Consider the following 18413-nt stretch of genomic DNA (forward strand, 5'->3'; position numbering starts at 1 on the left):
ATGAGCACCAACGTGCACTACCGCGGGGCGGGCGACCTGCCGGCGGTCATCCCGGTCTTTCCGCTGCCCGGCGCGCTGCTGCTGCCGCGCGGCGAGCTGCCGCTGAACATCTTCGAACCGCGCTATCTCGCCATGACCGACGACGCGCTGCGGACGTCGCGGCTCATCGGCATGATCCAGCCGGAGGGTGACGGCGAAAGCCGGGTTCCCAAGCTGCACGCGGTCGGCTGCGCCGGGCGCATCACCCAGCTCGCCGAGACGGGTGATGGCCGCTACCTGCTGACGATCACGGGCATCGCGCGCTTCCGGGTGCTCGACGAGCTTCCCTCGACCACGCCCTACCGGCAGTGCCGGGTCGATTTCGGCGCTTTCCCCGTCGATTTCGAGGCGCGGGCCGGCGAGGACCAGGTCGACCGCGAGGGCGTCATCCGGACGCTGAAGGCCTTTCTCGCCGCCAACGACCTGAAGATCGACTGGAGCGGCGTACACGAAGCCTCGAACGAGGCGCTGATCAACGCATTGTGCATGATGAGCCCGTTCGGGACGCGCGAGAAGCAGGCGCTTTTGGAGGCGCCGGACCTGAAGTCCCGCGCCGAGATCCTGATCGCCGTGACCGAGATGGAACTCGCCCGCGGCGACGACGGCTCGGACGCCCCGCTGCAGTGAGGCCCGCATGACCTCCCAGGACCGCAGTTCCCAGGACCGAGCAACCCAGGACCGCGGTTCCCAAGACCGTGCTCCGACGGATCGCGCAGCGCTCCCGACGCGCATCGATCCCAAGCTGCTCGAGATCCTCGTGTGCCCGTTGACCCGGGGACCGCTGGAGTACGACGCGGCCAAGCAGGAACTCGTCAGCCGGCAGGCGAAGCTTGCCTACCCGATCCGCGACGGCATCCCGATCATGCTGCCGGAAGAGGCCCGGCCGCTCGACATGTGAGGGCGGCGGAGGCGGCTACAGCGCCTCGCCTCGGAGCAGCCGCGGGCCGTTCGACGGAATTCCGGCCGCCTCGCGGATGAAGGCGCCTTTCAGCACCGGAAGGCGGTCGACCACGGACAGTCCGGCATCCCGCAGCATGCGCAGCACGCCGGCATCGTTGGAAAAGAGCCGGTTCAGCACGTCGGTGACGACGCCCATGCGCACGGTGTCGAAGCGGCGCGAGCGCTCATAGGCTGCGAGCACGTCCGGCGAGCCGGGATCGAGGCCGAGCGAGGCCGTCGCGATCACCGCCTCGGCCAGCGCGGCGACGTCGCGCAATCCCATGTTCAGCCCCTGCCCGGCGATAGGGTGGATCGTGTGGGCGGCATCACCGACCAGGGCCAGGCGCTGTCCGACGAAGCTGCGCGCGATGGCGTAGCGCAGGGGGTAGGCTGCAGGGCGGGTCTCCATGGCGATCGGCCCGAGCTCGAGGCCGAAGCGGCGCTCGATCTCGGCCAGGAGATCGTCATCGTCGAGGCCGAGAATGGCGGGAACGTCCGCCGTCCGCTCCGTCCAGACGATGGACGAGCGCCGGCCCCGCAGGGGCAGGACGGCAAATGGGCCCGACGGCAGGAAATGCTCGCGGGCGACGCCTTCGTGGTCCCGCTCGTGGGCGATCGTGGCGACGATCCCCGACTGGCCGTAGGGCCACGTGACGGTTCCGATGCCCGCCGCCTCGCGCAGCGGCGAGCGGCCGCCGTCGCAGGCGACCACGAGGCGCGTGTCCAGGGTTGTGCCGTCGGCGAGCGTCACCATCGTTCCGTCCGCATCTGCGGTGGCGGAGCTCACCTCCAGGGTTTGCAGCAGGACCCCTGCCTCGCGCGCCCGATCAGACAGACCGTCCAGCAGCGCCGCATGCTCGACCATGTGGGCGAAAGGCTCGCCGGGCTCGGCTTCGCCTTCGAAGGTGAGGAAGACGGGGCGGACGGGATCGCCGACCCGGCTGTCCGTGATGCGCATCGCCGTGATCGGCTGCGCCCGGGCCGCGGCGGCCTCCCACGCTCCCAGCGCCTGCAGCATCCGGCGGGGGCCGGCCGCGATGGCGAAGGCGCGGTCGTCTGGACCGCGGCGGGCCAGGGCGGGATCGCAGACGGCTACCGCCAGCGCGCCGCCGCGGGCCTGCTTCAGGGCCACCGCCAGCGACAGGCCGACGGCGCCGCCGCCGGAAACCAGGACGTCCACGACGGTGTCGGCGCTCATGCGATGCCCGGCCTCCCTTGCCTGTGCCGGTTCTAGTCCGCGCCCGCTGCCCCGGCAATGCGGCGGCCCGCCCCGCGACGCTGGCGGCTGGCGCGGGCGGGTGCGATAAGGGCCGGGGAGCGACCATTCGGACGGTACGGCCATGGCGGCGGCAATCGACATCCTCCTTTCCGTGCTCGATCTCGAGCGGCTGGAGGAAAATCTCTTTCGCGGCCGCAGCCCGGCCTCCTCCTGGCAGCGCGTGTTCGGCGGCCAGGTGATCGGCCAGGCCCTCGTCGCGGCCTGCCGCACCGTCGAGGGCCGGCGGGCCCACTCTCTGCACGCCTACTTCCTGCTCGCGGGCGACCCCTCGGTGCCGATCGTCTATGAGGTCGAGCGCACGCGCGAGGGCCGCAGCTTCACCACGCGGCGGGTCAAGGCCATCCAGCACGGCAGCGTCATCTTCACGCTCAGCGCCTCCTACCAGACCGAGGAGGAAGGCCTCTCGCACCAGGCGACGATGCCGGACGTGCCGCCGCCGGAGGCGCTTCCGCCGGAAGACGAGTATCGCGCCCGCATCCTGCCCAGCCTGCCGGAGGCGGCCCGGCGCTACTTCGAACGCGAGCGGCCGATCGAGCTCCGGCCGGTGGAAATCGAGCGGTATGCCTCGCCGAAACCGCTCAAGCCGGTGTTTCATGTCTGGATCCGGACCACGGGTCCTCTGCCCGACGACCCCGCGGTGCACCAGTGCGCCCTCGCCTATGCGTCCGACATGACGCTGCTCGATGCGACGCTCATCGCCCATGGCCGCTCGGTGTTCGACCCCGGCATCCAGGCCGCCAGCCTCGACCATGCGCTGTGGTTTCATGCGCCGTTCCGGGCCGACGAATGGATGCTCTACGCCCAGGACAGCCCGTTCTCGGGGGGCGGCAGGGGCCTGGCTCGGGGCTCGATCTACACACGCGACGGCCGTCTTGTTGCTTCGGTTGCGCAGGAAGGGCTGATACGTCCGCGGGTTGCAAAGAAGATGCCTAACGAATAAGCATTTGCCGATTTTCTGACCTGCCTATTTCATTGGCAGCCCACTTATGACCGGGCTGACTCGCTTTTTTGCAATTCTGCGCCTCTTGAAGGGCCAGTTGGCACGGCGCTTGTTTCCCGTCTCCCCGGCTCGAACCGTTCAGCGGCACGCAACGGTGGCGTAAGGGGACAGGACGACATGAAAATCGTGATGGCGATCATCAAGCCGTTCAAGCTGGAGGAGGTTCGCGACGCGCTGACCGCTATCGGCGTACACGGCCTGACGGTGACCGAGGTGAAGGGGTATGGCCGGCAGAAGGGCCATACCGAGATCTATCGCGGCGCCGAGTATGCGGTGAGCTTCCTCCCGAAGCTGAAAATCGAGGTCGCGGTGGCCTCGGACCTCGTCGCAAAGGTCATCGACGCGATCACCGGCGCAGCCAAGACCGGCCAGATCGGCGACGGAAAGATCTTCGTCTCCCCCATCGAACAGGCAGTCCGCATCCGCACCGGTGAGCGCGACGGCGACGCGCTCTGAGTCCGCGTGATCTCGAACAGGAGTTTCGACCTATGAAGTTTCGGTCTATTGCCAAGGCGGGAGCTCTGGGGCTCGCTCTCGCCGGCGCGGCGAGCGTCGTGGCCTTTGCCCAGGATGCGGCTCCGGCCGCGGCTGCGGCCCCGGTGCCCAACAAGGGCGACACGGCCTGGATGATCGTCGCCACCTGTCTGGTGCTGATGATGGCCGTCCCCGGCTTGGCACTGTTCTACGGCGGCCTCGTGCGCACCAAGAACATGCTCAGCGTCCTCGCCCAGGTGTTCGCGATCGTTTCGATCGTGGCCGTCATTTACGCGCTCTACGGCTACTCGCTGTCGTTCACCGGTGGCGGCGGCCTCAATGACTATGTCGGCGGGTTCAGCAAGGCCTTCCTGAAGGGCGTCGACGCCACGACCGTGGCCGCGACCTTCTCGAACGGCGTCGTCATCCCCGAATTCCTCTATTTCGCCTTCCAGATGACATTCGCCTGCATCACGCCGGCGCTGATCGTCGGCGCCTTCGCGGAGCGCATCAAGTTCTCCTCGCTGATGGTCTTCATCATCCTCTGGGTGACGGTGATCTACTTCCCGATCGCTCACATGGTCTGGTACTGGGGCGGCCCGGACGTCTTCGCCGCAGCCGCCAAGGCCGTCCAGACGGCGACCGACGATGCCGCCAAGCAGGCCGCCCAGGCCAATCTCGACGCGGTGCTCGCCGATGCCGGCCTGATCTTCAAGTGGGGCGCGCTCGACTTCGCCGGCGGCACGGTGGTGCACATCAACGCAGGCATCGCCGGCTTCGTGGGCTGCCTGGTGCTGGGCAAGCGCGTCGGCTTCGGCAAGGACCTGCTGGCGCCGCACTCCCTGACCATGACGATGATCGGCGGCTCGCTGCTGTGGGTCGGCTGGTTCGGCTTCAATGCCGGCTCGAACCTCGAGGCGAACGGGACCACCGGGCTGGTGTTCGTCAACACCTTCCTCGCGACGGCCGCCGCCGCCGTGGCGTGGCTCGTCGTCGAGTGGGCGGCCAAGGGCCATCCTTCGCTGCTCGGCATGGTCTCGGGCGCGATTGCCGGCCTCGTGGCCATCACCCCGGCCTGCGGCTTCGCCGGACCGATGGGCTCCATGGTCCTCGGCGCCGTGGCATCGGTCGTGTGCTTCTTCTTCTGCTCGACGGTGAAGAACGCGCTCGGCTACGACGACTCGCTGGACGTCTTCGGCATCCACTGCGTCGGCGGAATCCTCGGCGCGCTGGCGACCGGCATCCTGGTGTCCCCCTCGCTGGGCGGCGCCGGCATCGCCGACTACATCTCCAAGCCAGGCGAGCTGGTGGCCGGCGAGTACGTCATGGGCACGCAGTTCATGGCGCAGCTCAAGGCCGTGCTGCTGACGCTGGCGTGGTCGGGAATCGGGTCCTTCATCCTCTACAAGATCGTCGACGTGATCATGGGCCTGCGCGTCTCGACGGAAGAGGAGCGCGAGGGTCTCGACATCGCCGAGCATGGCGAGCGCGCCTACAACTACTGATATGGGGAGCCGCGCCCGCCCGGGCGCGGCCCTCTTTCCGTTTCCTCCCTGAACTCGGGGCGGCCGCATCAAGCGGCTGCCCCTTTTTCTTGAGTGAATGCATCGTTAACGGGATCGCTCGGTTAGCGAACCCTTAACCGCTCGCTTCGTAGTTTCCAGGCAATGTCCGGAGCCGCGCGCCCGGTCTCTCCAGTCCTGGGCACCCCGCGAATGCGCACAAGCCGCGCCAGCTCTTCAGGCCTCGACCACCTCGCGGAATCGGCCCGCGACTTCGTCCTGCGACGGGCCGCCGAAATCACCGGCCTCGCCATGCTCCTGCTGGCGATCGCCTGTGCCGTGGCGCTCGTCACCTGGAACGTTCAGGACCCGAGCCTCAACTACGCCACCAGCGGCCCCGTCCGGAACCTCCTCGGCCGGCCGGGCGCCATGGTCGCGGACATCCTGATGCAGCTCCTCGGAGTGGCTTCGGTGGCCCTGCTGGGCCCGCCCGCCCTGGCGGGCCTGCGCATGCTGGCCGGCAAGCCTGTCCGCCACGCGCGCTGGCGCGTCGTGCTGTGGGCCGCAGGCACCGTGGCGGCCACGGGAGTGGCGGCGATCCTGCCGGCGACCGCCCGCTGGCCGCTGCCGACCGGCCTCGGCGGCGTGGTCGGCGACTTCGTGCTCGGCAGCATCCACTCGCTCACCTCGCCCGGCCTGTTCCGCATCGCCGCATTCGGCGCCGTCGCTGCCGTGGCCATCCTGGGCCTCTCCGCTGCGTCCGGCCTCGGCCTCGATGGCGCGGACGACGCCGAGCGGCCGGTCCGGCCCGCCCGCCCGGAGGAATTCGACGACGACGACCGCGCCGGCGAGCCCAGCCTGGGGATCGTGTCGATCGGCGCCATCATCCACGCCGTGCTGAGCCTCAAGGGCGCCCTGATGCGGCGCCTGCGTGGCCGCGGGCCGGGGGTGGTGGCCAGGATCCGGCACGTCGTGGACGAGCGCCGGGCGGCCGACAATGAGGTCTTCGCCGGCGCGCAGAAGGGTGTGCGCCGCGAGCCAGGCTTCGCCCCGGCGGGATCCGCCGCGCCGGTTCGCCCGGCCGCCGCATCCCATGACGACGACGCTTTCGTCGAGGAAGACGACGATTTCGGCTACGAACCGCCGGCCCGCGGCTCCTCGGGCGGCTTCGGCGACGGACCCGTGCTGGAGGCTACCGCCGCGCCTCGCGTCGCTCCTCCCGCCGCGCCGCCGAGGCCCGGGAAGCGCCTCGCCCGCGAGGCCCAGCCATCCCTGCTGGAGGCCGACGAGTACCAGTTGCCGCCGCTGACGCTGCTCGGCGAGCCCCGCCGCTCCAACGTCCAGGCCATGTCGCCGGAGTCGCTGGAGCAGAACGCCCGCCTGCTCGAGGGCGTGCTCGAGGATTTCGGCGTCCGCGGCGAGATCATCAAGGTCCACCCCGGTCCCGTCGTCACCCTGTACGAGCTCGAGCCCGCCCCGGGCATCAAGTCGTCGCGGGTCATCGGCCTCGCCGACGACATCGCCCGCTCGATGAGCGCCGTCTCGGCCCGCGTCGCCGTTGTTCCCGGCCGCAATGCCATCGGCATCGAGCTGCCCAACCAGAAGCGCGAGACCGTCTATCTGCGCGAATTGCTCGCCTCGGAGGATTTCGAGAAGTCGAAGTTCAAGCTGGCGCTGTGCCTCGGCAAGACGATCGGCGGCGAGCCCGTCATCGCCGAGCTCGCGCGCATGCCCCACCTGCTGGTCGCCGGCACCACCGGCTCCGGCAAGTCGGTCGCCATCAACACCATGATCCTCTCCCTGCTCTACCGGCTCCGTCCCGAGCAGTGCCGGCTGATCATGGTCGACCCCAAGATGCTGGAGCTCAGCGTCTATGACGGCATCCCGCACCTCCTGACCCCCGTCGTCACCGATCCCAAGAAGGCCGTCGTGGCGCTGAAATGGGCGGTCCGCGAGATGGAGGAGCGCTACAAGAAGATGTCGAAGGTCGGTGTGCGCAACATCGACGGCTTCAACGCCCGCGTTGCCGAGGCGAAGACGAAGGGAGAGGTGATCACCCGCACCGTGCAGACCGGCTTCGACCGGGAAACGGGCGAGGCGGTCTACGAGGACGAGGTCATGGACCTCGAGCAGCTGCCCTACATCGTCGTCATCGTCGACGAGATGGCGGACCTGATGATGGTCGCCGGCAAGGAGATCGAGGGCACGATCCAGCGCCTGGCGCAGATGGCCCGTGCCGCCGGCATCCATGTCATCCTCGCCACGCAGCGCCCGTCGGTCGACGTCATCACCGGCACGATCAAGGCGAACTTCCCCACCCGCATCTCCTTCCAGGTGACGTCGAAGATCGACAGCCGCACCATTCTCGGCGAGATGGGCGCCGAGCAGCTGCTCGGCCAGGGCGACATGCTCTACATGGCGGGCGGTGGCCGCATCGGCCGCGTGCACGGCCCGTTCGTGTCGGACGACGAGGTCGAGAAGGTCGTCGCCCACCTGAAGACGCAGGGCCGGCCGCAATACCTGGAATCGGTGCTCGAGGACGAGGAGCCCGCGCCTTCGGAGGACGAGGACGGGGCGGTCTTCGACAAGGGCGATTTCGGCGCGCCGTCGGGCGACGTCTACGACCAGGCTGTCGCGGTCGTGCTGCGCGACAAGAAGGCTTCCACCTCTTACATCCAGCGCCGTTTGCAGATCGGCTACAACAGGGCCGCCTCGCTGATGGAACGCATGGAGAAGGAGGGCATTGTCGGACCTGCAAACCATGCGGGCAAGCGCGAGATCCTGATCGAGGATGCCGCAGACCGCGGACCGGCGCCCTTTGACGACGACTGAGGCGCCGCGAAAGCGCCACACCGGCGCAGTAGGGACGTGGCACATGATGCGTAGCCGTTTGCGTTTCCTCGCGTCGGGCGCCGCCTTGCTGCTGGCGGCCGGGACGGCGTTCGCGCAGTCCGCCGATGACCCGCAGCCCCTCCCGTCCGCCGCTGCAGCGGCCGCGGCCGCCGTGGGTGCGAGCCCGGGCAAGCCGGCCCCGGCCGCCGCAGTCCAACCGCCAAAGCCGAAGGTGGTCCGCATCCCGATGCCGCCTCGCCGGCCGGCCGGCCTCGAAGCCCTGGCGGGCTCGGATGGTGGCGCAGGCCAGCTCGGAGACGCACCGCAGTCCGCAGGCGCTGATCCCGCCTCGCAACGCGCCATACCGGCCGTGGACGTGGAGACCGGCGGCGTTACCCCGGCCCGGGTGCAACCCGCCGCTGCCGTGGCGACGTCGCCGGCCGCCATCCTCGATCGTGTGAATGCCTCGCTGAACGCCATGAACGTGCTGCAGGCCGACTTCGTGCAGACCGGTGCGAACGGCCGGCGCAGCGAGGGCCGGCTCTACGTGGTCAAGCCAGGGCGGCTCCGTTTCGAGTACGACCCGCCGAACCCGGTCGAGATCGTCGCCGACGGCTCGAAGGTGGCGATCCGCGACCGCAAGCTGAACACGCAGGACATCTACCCGATCGGCCAGACGCCGCTGAAGTTCCTGCTCAAGGAGAACGTCGACATCGCCCGCGACACAAAGGTCGTGGATGTCGAGAACGGCAAGGATCTCGTCGGCGTCACCATCGAGGACAAGTCGACCTTCGGGGGCACGTCCCGCGTGGAACTGCGGTTCGACCCGCGCAGCTACGCCCTGAAGCAGTGGACCGTGACGGATCCGCAGGGCTACCAGACCACCGTGAACCTGAAGAACGCCTCCGCGACGAAGCCGGACGATCCCTTCATCTTCTCCATCGACTACACGCGGATGATGGGCGGCAAGTGAGCACGGGTCTCGGGGTTGCCGCACCGGGCCGCAGAGCGTAGAGCGGAGCGGAACGACCGCTCCGGAGCTGCCGCGTGCGCCTCAAGATTGCGACCTGGAACATCAATTCCGTGCGCCTGCGCGCCGGGCTCGTCTCCCGCGTCCTGACGGAGGAGGCGCCGGACGTGCTCTGCCTGCAGGAAACGAAGTGCCCGGACGATCGATTCCCGTTCGAGGAGTTCCGCAAGCTCGGCTACGAGCACATCGCGATCAACGGCCAGAAGGGGTATCACGGCGTCGCCGTGCTCTCGCGCCTTCCCTTCATCGATCGCACCGTGCGCGACTTCTGCGGCAAGAGCGATTGCCGCCACATCGCGATCACGCTCGGCAAGGAGGCCGGCGCGGCGGCGGGGATCACGGTGCACAACTTCTACGTTCCGGCGGGAGGCGACATCCCCGATCCCGACCAGAACGAGAAATTCGCACACAAGCTCTCCTTCCTCGACGAGATGCACCTGTGGTGCGGCGACCACCGCCCCGGCAAGGAGAGGGCGATCCTGGTCGGCGACCTCAACATCGCGCCGCTGGAAAACGACGTCTGGAGCCACAAGCAGTTGCTCGACGTCGTGTCCCACACCCCGATCGAGTGCGAGAAGCTGACCAACGTGCTCGGGACGGGGGAGTGGGTCGACGCCATCCGGACCCTGAAGCCCGAGCCGGAGCGGGTCTTCACCTGGTGGAGCTACCGCGCGGCAGAATGGGAAAAGTCGGACCGCGGCCGGCGCCTCGACCATGTCTGGCTGTCGCGGGACCTGTCCGGCGTCCTTTCCGGCAGCAGCATTATGCGCCAGGCGCGCAGCTGGGAGCGGCCGTCCGACCACGTGCCCGTGATGGTCACTCTGGACGTGTGAGGGCCGTGTCGTTGTCCATCGACAGCAGCGTGCCGCGCACCTGCTGAAGCCGGTCGGCGAGGGAAAGCACGCGCTGCTCCATCTCCCGGCGCAGCGCCTCGGCCGAGTCGGGATGCTCCTCCAGCACACGCCGGAAGATGCGCCGCGTAATTTTCAGCGCATTGGTGGGCTCGCGGGCGATGGCCGTGGCCGGCCGCATGGTGTCGACGATCATGGCGAGTTCGCCGACCAGCGTGCCCTTGGGAGCCACATGCGCCGGCGCGCCGTCGTCAGAAGCGTCGAGCGCCACCGCCCCGCTGGTGACGAGATAGGCGCCGTCCGACCGGTCGCCGCGGCGGAAGATGACGTCTCCGGCGCGGTAGACCCGGGCCTCGGCGGAAAAGGCAATCAGGCGCAGCGCCTCGCGTTCCAGGCACGCGAACAGCGGCACGTTCTGGAGGAGGGCGATGTCCTGCGCGAGCGCCACCGGCCGGCTCAGGGCAGGAGCTTGTAGCCGCCCGCTTCCGTCACCAGGATCTGCGCGCTGGAGGGATCGCGCTCGATCTTCTGGCGGAGGCGGTAGATGTGCGTCTCCAGCGTGTGCGTGGTGACGTTGGCATTGTAGCCCCACACCTCCGCCAGCAGGATGTCGCGCGTCACGACGCGTTGCTCGGCCCGGTAGAGGAAGCGCAGGATGGCGGTTTCCTTCTCCGTCAGCTTCAGCTTGGACCCGTTGGCGGCCACCAGCAGCTTGGCGCCGGGCCGGAACGTGTAGGGCCCGATGTTGAAGACGGCGTCCTCGCTGGCTTCGTGCTGGCGCAGATGGGCGCGGATGCGCGCCAGCAGCACAGCGAAGCGGAAGGGCTTGGTGACGTAGTCGTTGGCCCCGGACTCGAGCCCGAGCACCGTGTCGGATTCGGTGTCGTGGCCGGTCAGCATGATGATGGGGGATCGAAACCCCGCTTTCCGCATCGCCTTCACCGCCTCGCGGCCGTCCATGTCGGGCAGGCCGACATCCATCAGCGCGAGGTCGATGCGCTCGTCCTTCACCGCGGCGATCGCCTTGCCGGCGGTGTCGACGGTTCTTGTCGTGAACTCGTCGTGAAGTGCGAGTTGCTCGGAGAGGGCGTTGGCGAGTTCGGGATCGTCGTCGACCACCAGGATGCTACGCACGTTCGACATGATGGCTCCGACTCGTTTCGGCTGCCGCGGACAAGATCCCTGATGTAGGATCAACATCACGGTTCAACTAGACCACGCAGACCGCCGCGTGCAAGCGGCGGCCCGCACTTCTTTGCGTACGGACAACGCCTTGCCACCGAAAACCTCGCCTGCGCGGGCACCTCGCCTCATCCACGTCAGGCGCCGGCCGGGCCTGCGCAGCCTCGGCTGGCTGCAGGCGGGGGCTCTGCGCTGGCCGTGCGCGCTCGGTCGCGGCGGTGTGACGCACGCCAAGCGCGAGGGAGACGGCGCCACGCCGGCGGGCATTCTGAGGCCCCTGCAGGGCTTCTGGAGGCCAGACCGTGTTCGCCTGCCCTCGACGACGCTCCGCTTCACGCCGACCCGCCCTGACGATGGCTGGTGCGATGCGCCAGGGCATCCCGCCTACAACCGCAAGGTCAGGCTCCCGTTTCCCGCGAGCCACGAGGAGATGTGGCGGGCGGACGGGCTCTACAACGTGGTGATCGACCTCGACTGGAACCGACGGCCCGCCATCGCCGGCCGGGGCAGCGCCATCTTCCTGCATCTCGCCCGGCCCGACTACGCCCCTACTGCGGGATGCATTGCCGTTTCGCCAGCCACGATGCGCCGGCTGGTGCGGCTTCTCACGTCGCGCACCCGCATTCTGGTGCACGGGTAGCCCGCACAGACCCCGGAGACCTCATGAGCCCCCGACCCAGCCTGCTCTTCGACCTCGACGGCACACTGGTGGACACCGACCGGATCCACTTCAAGGCCTTCAACGTGATGCTGGAACCCTATGGCCGCAGCATCACGCCGGAGGAGTACAAGACGCAGATCATGGGTTTTCCCAACGTCACCATCATGCCGCGCGTCCTGCCCGGCGTGCCGGCCGCGGAGCAGGAGCGGCTCGCCGCGCGCAAGGAGGAGATCTTCCGCGAGCTCGCCGACGAGCTGGAGCCCATCGACGGCCTCCTCGACCTCCTCGACTGGGCAGCAGGGCATGCCTGCCCGGTCGCCGTGGTGACCAATGCGCCGCGCGCCAATGCGGAGATGGTTTTGCGTGCGCTGAAGCTCGATCAGCGTTTCGACGCCGTCGTGATCGCCGACGACCTGCCCCACCAGAAGCCGCACCCCCTGCCCTACCTGACGGGGCTGGAAAGGCTGGGCTCGTCGGCCGCCAACACGGTGGCGTTCGAGGATTCCCGCTCGGGCGTCATGGCCGCCGCCGCGGCCGGCCTGCCGGTCGTCGGCATCAGGACATCGCTCGACGACGCCACGCTGGTCGCCGCCGGCGCGGCCATGACGGCCGACCACTTCTCCGAGGCGGCCGTGCGGGAGCTGATCGCCGCCCGGACGGGTCTCGCCTGATCCTCAGCCGCGATGGCCGAAGATGGCGCTGCCCACCCGCACATGGGTGGCGCCGAGCTGGATCGCAGCCTCGAAGTCTGCGCTCATGCCCATGGAGAGCGTACGCAGCCCATGCCGCGCGGCCGTCGCCGCCAGCAGGGCGAAGTGGGGCGACGGGGGATCGGCTGCCGGCGGGATGCACATCAGCCCCTCGACGTCGAGCTTCCACACCGTCGTGCAGAGGCGCAGGAACGTGTCCACCTCGGTCGGGAGCAGCCCGGCTTTCTGCGGCTCCTCGCCCGTGTTCAGCTGAACCAGCAGGCGGGGCAGCCTGCCTCCCCTGTCGCGCTCCTTCACGAGAGCCAGGGCCAGTCTCTCGCGGTCCAGCGTCTCGATGACGTCGAAAAGCGCCACGGCCTCTCGCACCTTGTTGCTCTGCAGCGGCCCGATCAGATGCAGCTCGATGCCGGGGTATGCCTGCCGCAGCCCGGGCCACTTACCCTGCGCCTCCTGCACCCTGTTTTCGCCGAAGACACGGTGCCCCGCCGCGACGACGGGCTCGATCTCGGCGGCCTCGAAGGTCTTGCTGACGGCGACGAGAGTCACGTCGGCGGGATCGCGCCCTGCCTCCCTGGCTGCCCTGGCGATGTCCGCCCGGACCGTCCCATAGCGCTGGAGAAGGCCGTCATCCTGCGTGCCCGTCATGCTGGCCTCCGGGTTTGCGGGGGCAATTGACCCCGTTCGTCAATCGTGTCCTAGTCCGGCCGGGCCGCGCCGCGCAAGCGGGCGCGAACCCTTCGACTCGACCGCCGGCCCAGCCGGCACCGCCATCAGACTGTGTGGAAGCAATCAGTATGTCCGAGCGCTACAACGCCCGCGAAGCGGAGCCCCGGTGGCAGCGCGTGTGGGACGAGCGCGAGCTGTTCCGCACCCGTAACGACGATCCGCGGCCGAAATACTACGTCCTCGAGATGTTCCCCTATCCGTCCGGGCGCATCCACATGGGCCACGTCCGCAACTATGCCATGGGCGACGTGGTGGCGCGCTACCGCCGTGCCCGCGGCTTCAACGTGCTGCACCCGATGGGCTGGGACGCGTTCGGCATGCCGGCCGAGAACGCCGCCATGGCCAACAAGACGCATCCGGCGGCATGGACCTACGCCAACATCGCGACGATGCGCGGGCAGCTGAAGTCGATGGGCCTGTCGCTGGACTGGCACCGCGAGATCGCGACCTGCGATCCCAGCTACTACAAGCACCAACAGCGCATGTTCCTGGATTTCCTGGCTGCCGGGCTGGTCGACCGCAAGACCGCCAAGGTGAACTGGGATCCCGTGGACCACACAGTGCTGGCCAACGAGCAGGTGATCGACGGCCGCGGCTGGCGTTCGGGCGCACTGGTGGAGCAGCGTGAGCTGACCCAGTGGTTCCTGAAAACTACCGACTATGCGCAGGACCTGAACGACGCGCTCGACCGGCTGGAGCGCTGGCCCGAGAAGGTCCGCCTGATGCAGCGCAACTGGATCGGCCGCTCTGAAGGGCTTCTGGTGCGGTTCGCGCTGGATCCGGCGACGACCCCGGCCGGCGAGCGGGAGCTGGAGATCTACACGACGCGCCCCGACACGCTGTTCGGCGCCAAGTTCATGGCCGTTGCACCGGACCATCCGCTGGCGCGCGCCGCCGCGAAGAAGGACCCCGCGCTGGCCGAGTTCATCGAGGAGTGCAAGCGCACGGGAACGGCGCTGGAAGCCATCGAGAAGGCCGACAAGAAGGGCTACGACACGGGCGTGAGGGCCATTCACCCCTTCGATCCGTCCTGGACGCTGCCGGTCTACGTCGCCAACTTCATCCTGATGGAGTACGGCACGGGCGCCATTTTCGGCTGCCCGGCGCACGATCAGCGCGACCTCGACTTCGTCAACACCTACGGACTGGGCAACATCCCCGTTGTGTGCCCGCCCGGGGTCGATCCCGCCACCTTCGTCGTCACCGACGTCGCCTATGACGGCGACGGCCGCATGATCAACTCCCGCTTCCTCGACGGCATGACCCCCGCCGAGGCTCGCGAGGAGGTGGCGCGGCGGCTGGAGATGGAGCAGCGGGGCAACCGGCCTGTCGGCGAGCGCAAGGTGAATTTCCGCCTGCGCGACTGGGGCATCTCGCGCCAGCGCTACTGGGGCTGCCCGATCCCGGTCATCCACTGCGAGACCTGCGGCGTCGTGCCGGTGCCGCGCCAGGACCTGCCGGTCAAGCTGCCCGACGACGTCACCTTCGACGTCCCCGGCAATCCGCTGGAGCGCCATCCCACCTGGAAGCACGTGGCCTGCCCGCAATGCCATGGGCCGGCGCGCCGCGAGACGGACACGATGGACACCTTCGTGGACTCGTCCTGGTATTTCGCCCGCTTCACCGATCCCTGGATCGAGGACGAGCCCACCGACAGGGCCGCCGTCGACGGCTGGCTGCCGGTGAACCAGTATATTGGCGGCATCGAGCACGCGATCCTGCACCTGCTCTACTCCCGCTTCTTCACCCGGGCGATGAAGCGCACCGGCCATGCCGGGCTGGACGAGCCGTTCGACGGCCTGTTCACGCAGGGCATGGTCGTGCACGAGACCTATCGCGGTCCCGATGGCGGCTGGCTGTCCCCGGCCGAGATCCGCGTCGAGGCCGAAGGGGCCGGACGCAAGGCTATCGTCGCCGCGACGGGAGCACCCGCCGAGATCGGCCCCATCGAAAAGATGTCGAAGTCCAAGCGCAACACGGTGGATCCCGACGACATCATCGGAACCTACGGCGCCGACACGGCACGCTGGTTCATGCTGTCGGACTCGCCGCCCGAGCGCGACGTGATCTGGACCGAGGAGGGCGTGCAGGGGGCCGCCCGCTTCGTGCAGCGCCTGTGGCGCCTGACGGGAGAGATCGCCTCTGTGCCGGCTCCTCCCGAGGCTGTCCCGGCCGAGTACGGCCCGGCGGCCCTCGACCTGCGCAAGGCCGCCCACAGGGCGCTGATCCGCGTCGAGGAGGACGTGGAGCGCCTGCGCTTCAACCGCTGCGTGGCGCACTCCTACGAGCTCGCAAACGCGCTGCAGGCAACGCTGGCCGGCATCGAGGAGCCGCCGGGGCCCGACATGGCGGCTGCCCTGCACGAGGCCGGCGGGATCCTGGTTCAGATCGTCGCTCCGATGATGCCCCATCTCGCCGAGGAGTGCTGGTCGGCGCTGGGCCATGACGGTCTCGTGGCGGAGCGGCCCTGGCCGGTGGCGGACCGCGCCCTTGTCGTCGAGGACACGATCGTCCTGCCAGTCCAGGTCAACGGAAAGAAGCGCGCCGATCTCACCGTCCCCCGCGACGCCGCCAATGCCGAGATCGAAGCCGCAGTGGTGGCTTTGGATGCGGTACAACGGGCGCTGGACGGAAAGCCGGTCCGCAAGATCGTCATCGTGCCGCAGAGGATCGTCAATGTCGTCGCCTGACACGAGCACGGATCGCCGGTCGTTCCTGCGAAGGGCCGCGGGGCTGGGCAGCATGGCCGTGCTGGCCGTCGCGCTCGGCGGCTGCTTCAGGCCGCTCTACGGGCCGTCGGCGTCAGGGCCGCTGGTGCAGGACATCCTCGCGTCCATCGCGGTCGACTCCGTCGAGGACCGGACAGGCCACTATCTGGTGGAGGAGCTGCGCTTCAACCTCCTGAACGGCCGCGAGCAGCCCGCCAATCCGAAATACATGCTTTCGATGAACATCACGGAGAAAGTCTCCAGCGCCATCGTCAGCAGCGAAACGGGCCGGGCCTCCAATGCGACGGTGACCGTGACGGTCGACTACACCTTGAAAAAGTACGGGACGGACCAGCAAGTCCTGAATGGGCTGGCGGTCGGCAGCGCCTCCTACGATCGCTCGGTGCAGCGCTTCGCCTCCGTGCGCGCGGCCCGCGACGCCGAAATCAGGGTCGCTCGCCTGCTGGCGGACCAGATCCGTACGCGGCTCGCCGCCGACCTCGCCTACCGGACCTGACGCAATGGCCGCCCTCAAGCGGGGTGGAGACATCGACGCCTTCGTTCGGCGCCCTGACGCCGCATATCCCGTCATTCTCGTCTACGGGCCGAATGGCGGCCTCGTGCGAGAGCGGGCGGACCGGCTCGCGGGGACGGCTGCAGGGGCCGATGCCGACGCGTTCCAACTCGCCCGGCTCGACGGCGACGACATTGCCGGGGACCCACTGCGGCTCGCCGACGAAGCCAACACCGTGGGTCTCTTCGGCGGGCGCCGCATCATCCGGGTAAGGGCGGGCAGCCGCAACCTGGCACCCTGCGTCCAGCCGCTCGTCAGCGCTCCGCCGCGTGATGCGCTCGTCGTGATCGAGGCCGGCGACCTCGCCAACCGCAACCCCCTGCGCGTTCTTGTCGAGGGCGCGAAAGCGGCGATGGCCCTGCCCTGCTTCGCTGACGAACCCCGGGATCTCGCGGCCCTGCTCGACGAGATGCTGGCCGAAGCCGGGCTCCGCATCGGGCGCGAGGCCCGGGATGCATTGTCAGGGCACCTCGGCGCCGACCGCCAGCTGGCACGGCGCGAGATCGAGAAGCTCGTACTCTATTGCGCCGGCCAGCAGGAGGTGAAGCTCGAGGATGTCGAGGCGGCGATGTCCGATACCGCCGTCGTATCGACCGATCCCGTCGTGGACGCCGCCTTCCTGGGCGACGCAGAGAGCGCCGACCGGGGCGTCGCGCGCCTGCTCTCGGAGGGCGAGGATCCTGGCGTCGTCGTCGGCGCCGCCCTGCGCCACGCCATGCTCCTGCACCGCTCTCGCGTCGCGCTGGATGGCGGCGCCATGATGGAGGATGTCGAGCGCTCCTCACGGCTGTTCTTCAAGCGCAAGCCGGCCTTCCAGCGGCAGGTGAACCGCTGGAGCGCGGCCGCGCTGGAAAGCATCATCGCACTTCTGCGGGAGGCGCAGGCGTCGTGCCGGCGCCAGGCCACGCTGGGCCCTGCCATCCTCGCCCGCGCATTGATGACGGTCGCCGTCCGGATCCGCGGACGCTAGCGGCGCAGAGGCGCGCCTTCAGGCCATGTCGGCCGATCTCAGTCCCGCAGGCGCTTGCAGACGTTCTCCAGCTGGTCGAGCGTGCGGTAGCGGATGCGCAGCTCGCCGCCGCGGTTGCCGTGGTTGATGGCGACGACCATCCCCAGCACGTCTTCCAGGGCCTTTTCCAGCGCGCGGGTGTCGGGGTCCTTCTCGGCCTTGCTCTTCGCTGCGGGCTTCGGCGCGGCGTCCTCCTGCGCCATGCGCTCGACGTCGCGGACGTTCAGCCCCTTCTCGACGATCCGGCGCGCCGCGCCTTCGGGATCCTCGACGGAGAGGAGTGCGCGGGCGTGGCCCGCGGTCAGCTTGCCGTCATTGACGAGGGCCTTCACCGGCTCGGGCAGGCGCAGCAGCCGCATGGTGTTGGCGACATGGCTGCGGCTCTTGCCGACGATGCGTGCCAGGTCAGCCTGGGTATGGCCGAACTCGGCGACGAGCTGCTCATAGCCCAGCGCCTCCTCCAGCGGGTTCAGGTCGGCGCGCTGGACGTTCTCGACGATCGCGAGTTCGAGGGCCTCGCTCTCCGTCGCCTCGACGACGAGCACCGGCACGTCGTGCAGGCCGGCCCGCTGCGCCGCTCGCCAGCGCCGCTCACCCGCGATGATCTCGAAGACGTCCGCCATGCCGGCCACGGCGCGCGCGACGATGGGCTGGATGATGCCCTTTTCGCGGATCGAGCCGGCGAGTTCATCGAGGTCGGACTCCTCGAAGCTCTTCCGGGGGTTGCGCGGGTTCGGGCGCAGGAACTCGATGGGGATCTTGCGCTGGCCGGCACCCTTGGCGCGGTCCACGAAGGCGACTTCGTCGCCGACATCGCCGATCAGGGCCGCCAATCCGCGGCCGAGACGCGACCGGACGAGTTCTTCCGCCATGGTGTTCTCCATTGTCTTTGCGAGG

18 protein-coding genes are annotated in these 18413 nt (G+C 69.0%); 13 read left to right on the forward strand and 5 right to left on the reverse strand.

What is annotated here, in order from left to right; all coding sequences use genetic code 11:
* Window positions 1-666, forward strand: coding sequence for an LON peptidase substrate-binding domain-containing protein (locus AC5JCN_RS16895; protein ID WP_495756251.1), 666 nt, complete (start codon window positions 1-3; stop codon window positions 664-666).
* A 103-nt stretch (window positions 667-769) separates the two neighbouring features.
* A complete protein-coding gene (locus AC5JCN_RS16900; protein ID WP_495757666.1) occupies window positions 770-937 on the forward strand; it encodes a Trm112 family protein in 168 nt (55 codons plus the stop codon).
* A 15-nt stretch (window positions 938-952) separates the two neighbouring features.
* Here the strand turns inward: AC5JCN_RS16900 and AC5JCN_RS16905 are convergent, their stop codons facing one another.
* Window positions 953-2176, reverse strand: coding sequence for a ubiquinone biosynthesis hydroxylase (locus AC5JCN_RS16905; RefSeq protein WP_495756252.1), 1224 nt, complete (start codon window positions 2174-2176; stop codon window positions 953-955).
* Between the two features lie 142 nt (window positions 2177-2318).
* Between AC5JCN_RS16905 and tesB the strand changes: the two genes are divergently transcribed.
* From tesB to xth, 6 genes are all read left to right on the forward strand, one after another.
* The gene (gene tesB, locus AC5JCN_RS16910) at window positions 2319-3197 is read left to right on the forward strand and encodes an acyl-CoA thioesterase II (protein WP_495756253.1); all 879 of its coding nucleotides are present in this window, start codon (window positions 2319-2321) and stop codon (window positions 3195-3197) included.
* A 177-nt stretch (window positions 3198-3374) separates the two neighbouring features.
* Window positions 3375-3713 (forward strand): P-II family nitrogen regulator, encoded by a 339-nt coding sequence (locus AC5JCN_RS16915; protein ID WP_495756254.1) that lies wholly within the window; start codon window positions 3375-3377, stop codon window positions 3711-3713.
* Window positions 3714-3745: 32 nt separating this feature from the next.
* Window positions 3746-5236, forward strand: a complete 1491-nt coding sequence (locus AC5JCN_RS16920) for an ammonium transporter (protein WP_495756255.1) — start codon at window positions 3746-3748, stop codon at window positions 5234-5236.
* Between the two features lie 210 nt (window positions 5237-5446).
* Window positions 5447-8065, forward strand: a complete 2619-nt coding sequence (locus AC5JCN_RS16925; protein ID WP_495756256.1) for a DNA translocase FtsK — start codon at window positions 5447-5449, stop codon at window positions 8063-8065.
* A gap of 43 nt (window positions 8066-8108) precedes the next feature.
* Window positions 8109-9038: an outer membrane lipoprotein carrier protein LolA gene (locus AC5JCN_RS16930; RefSeq protein ID WP_495756257.1), complete on the forward strand. Its 930-nt coding sequence runs from the start codon at window positions 8109-8111 to the stop codon at window positions 9036-9038.
* Window positions 9039-9112: 74 nt separating this feature from the next.
* On the forward strand, window positions 9113-9928 hold the full coding sequence (gene xth, locus AC5JCN_RS16935; RefSeq protein ID WP_495756258.1) for an exodeoxyribonuclease III: 816 nt from the start codon (window positions 9113-9115) through the stop codon (window positions 9926-9928).
* Here the strand turns inward: xth and AC5JCN_RS16940 are convergent.
* Together AC5JCN_RS16940 and AC5JCN_RS16945 are read right to left on the reverse strand one after the other, a co-directional pair.
* Window positions 9912-10394 carry a cyclic nucleotide-binding domain-containing protein gene (locus AC5JCN_RS16940; protein WP_495756259.1) on the reverse strand — a complete coding sequence of 161 codons (483 nt, stop codon included), beginning with the start codon at window positions 10392-10394 and terminating at the stop codon, window positions 9912-9914. The two genes, xth and AC5JCN_RS16940, sit on opposite strands and share 17 nt — an antisense overlap.
* An 8-nt stretch (window positions 10395-10402) precedes the next feature.
* Window positions 10403-11089 carry a response regulator transcription factor gene (locus AC5JCN_RS16945; protein WP_495756260.1) on the reverse strand — a complete coding sequence of 229 codons (687 nt, stop codon included), beginning with the start codon at window positions 11087-11089 and terminating at the stop codon, window positions 10403-10405.
* Between the two features lie 130 nt (window positions 11090-11219).
* Here AC5JCN_RS16945 and AC5JCN_RS16950 point away from each other — a divergent pair, with 130 nt between their 5' ends.
* Together AC5JCN_RS16950 and AC5JCN_RS16955 are read left to right on the forward strand one after the other, a co-directional pair.
* Window positions 11220-11768: a L,D-transpeptidase family protein gene (locus tag AC5JCN_RS16950; protein ID WP_495756261.1), complete on the forward strand. Its 549-nt coding sequence runs from the start codon at window positions 11220-11222 to the stop codon at window positions 11766-11768.
* A 23-nt stretch (window positions 11769-11791) separates the two neighbouring features.
* Entirely contained in the window at window positions 11792-12460 is a 669-nt protein-coding gene (locus AC5JCN_RS16955) for an HAD family hydrolase (protein ID WP_495756262.1), read from the forward strand.
* 3 nt (window positions 12461-12463) lie between these two features.
* Here the strand turns inward: AC5JCN_RS16955 and AC5JCN_RS16960 are convergent, their stop codons facing one another.
* A complete protein-coding gene (locus tag AC5JCN_RS16960) occupies window positions 12464-13144 on the reverse strand; it encodes a YggS family pyridoxal phosphate-dependent enzyme (protein WP_495756263.1) in 681 nt (226 codons plus the stop codon).
* Between the two features lie 149 nt (window positions 13145-13293).
* Here AC5JCN_RS16960 and leuS point away from each other — a divergent pair, with 149 nt between their 5' ends.
* Genes leuS through holA form a run of 3 tightly spaced genes read left to right on the forward strand, consistent with a single transcriptional unit; the run spans window position 13294 to window position 17477 of the window.
* Window positions 13294-15915, forward strand: a complete 2622-nt coding sequence (gene leuS / locus AC5JCN_RS16965; RefSeq protein ID WP_495756264.1) for a leucine--tRNA ligase — start codon at window positions 13294-13296, stop codon at window positions 15913-15915.
* Window positions 15902-16450, forward strand: a complete 549-nt coding sequence (gene lptE / locus AC5JCN_RS16970) for an LPS assembly lipoprotein LptE (protein ID WP_495756265.1) — start codon at window positions 15902-15904, stop codon at window positions 16448-16450. The genes leuS and lptE overlap by 14 nt, the downstream gene beginning before the upstream one ends.
* A gap of 4 nt (window positions 16451-16454) precedes the next feature.
* Window positions 16455-17477, forward strand: coding sequence for a DNA polymerase III subunit delta (gene holA, locus AC5JCN_RS16975; RefSeq protein ID WP_495756266.1), 1023 nt, complete (start codon window positions 16455-16457; stop codon window positions 17475-17477).
* Window positions 17478-17515: 38 nt separating this feature from the next.
* Here holA and AC5JCN_RS16980 read toward each other — a convergent pair whose 3' ends face one another.
* Window positions 17516-18388 carry a ParB/RepB/Spo0J family partition protein gene (locus AC5JCN_RS16980; protein ID WP_495756267.1) on the reverse strand — a complete coding sequence of 291 codons (873 nt, stop codon included), beginning with the start codon at window positions 18386-18388 and terminating at the stop codon, window positions 17516-17518.
* Window positions 18389-18413: the final 25 nt, after the last annotated feature.

It is taken from the genome of Alsobacter sp., assembly GCF_059501845.1.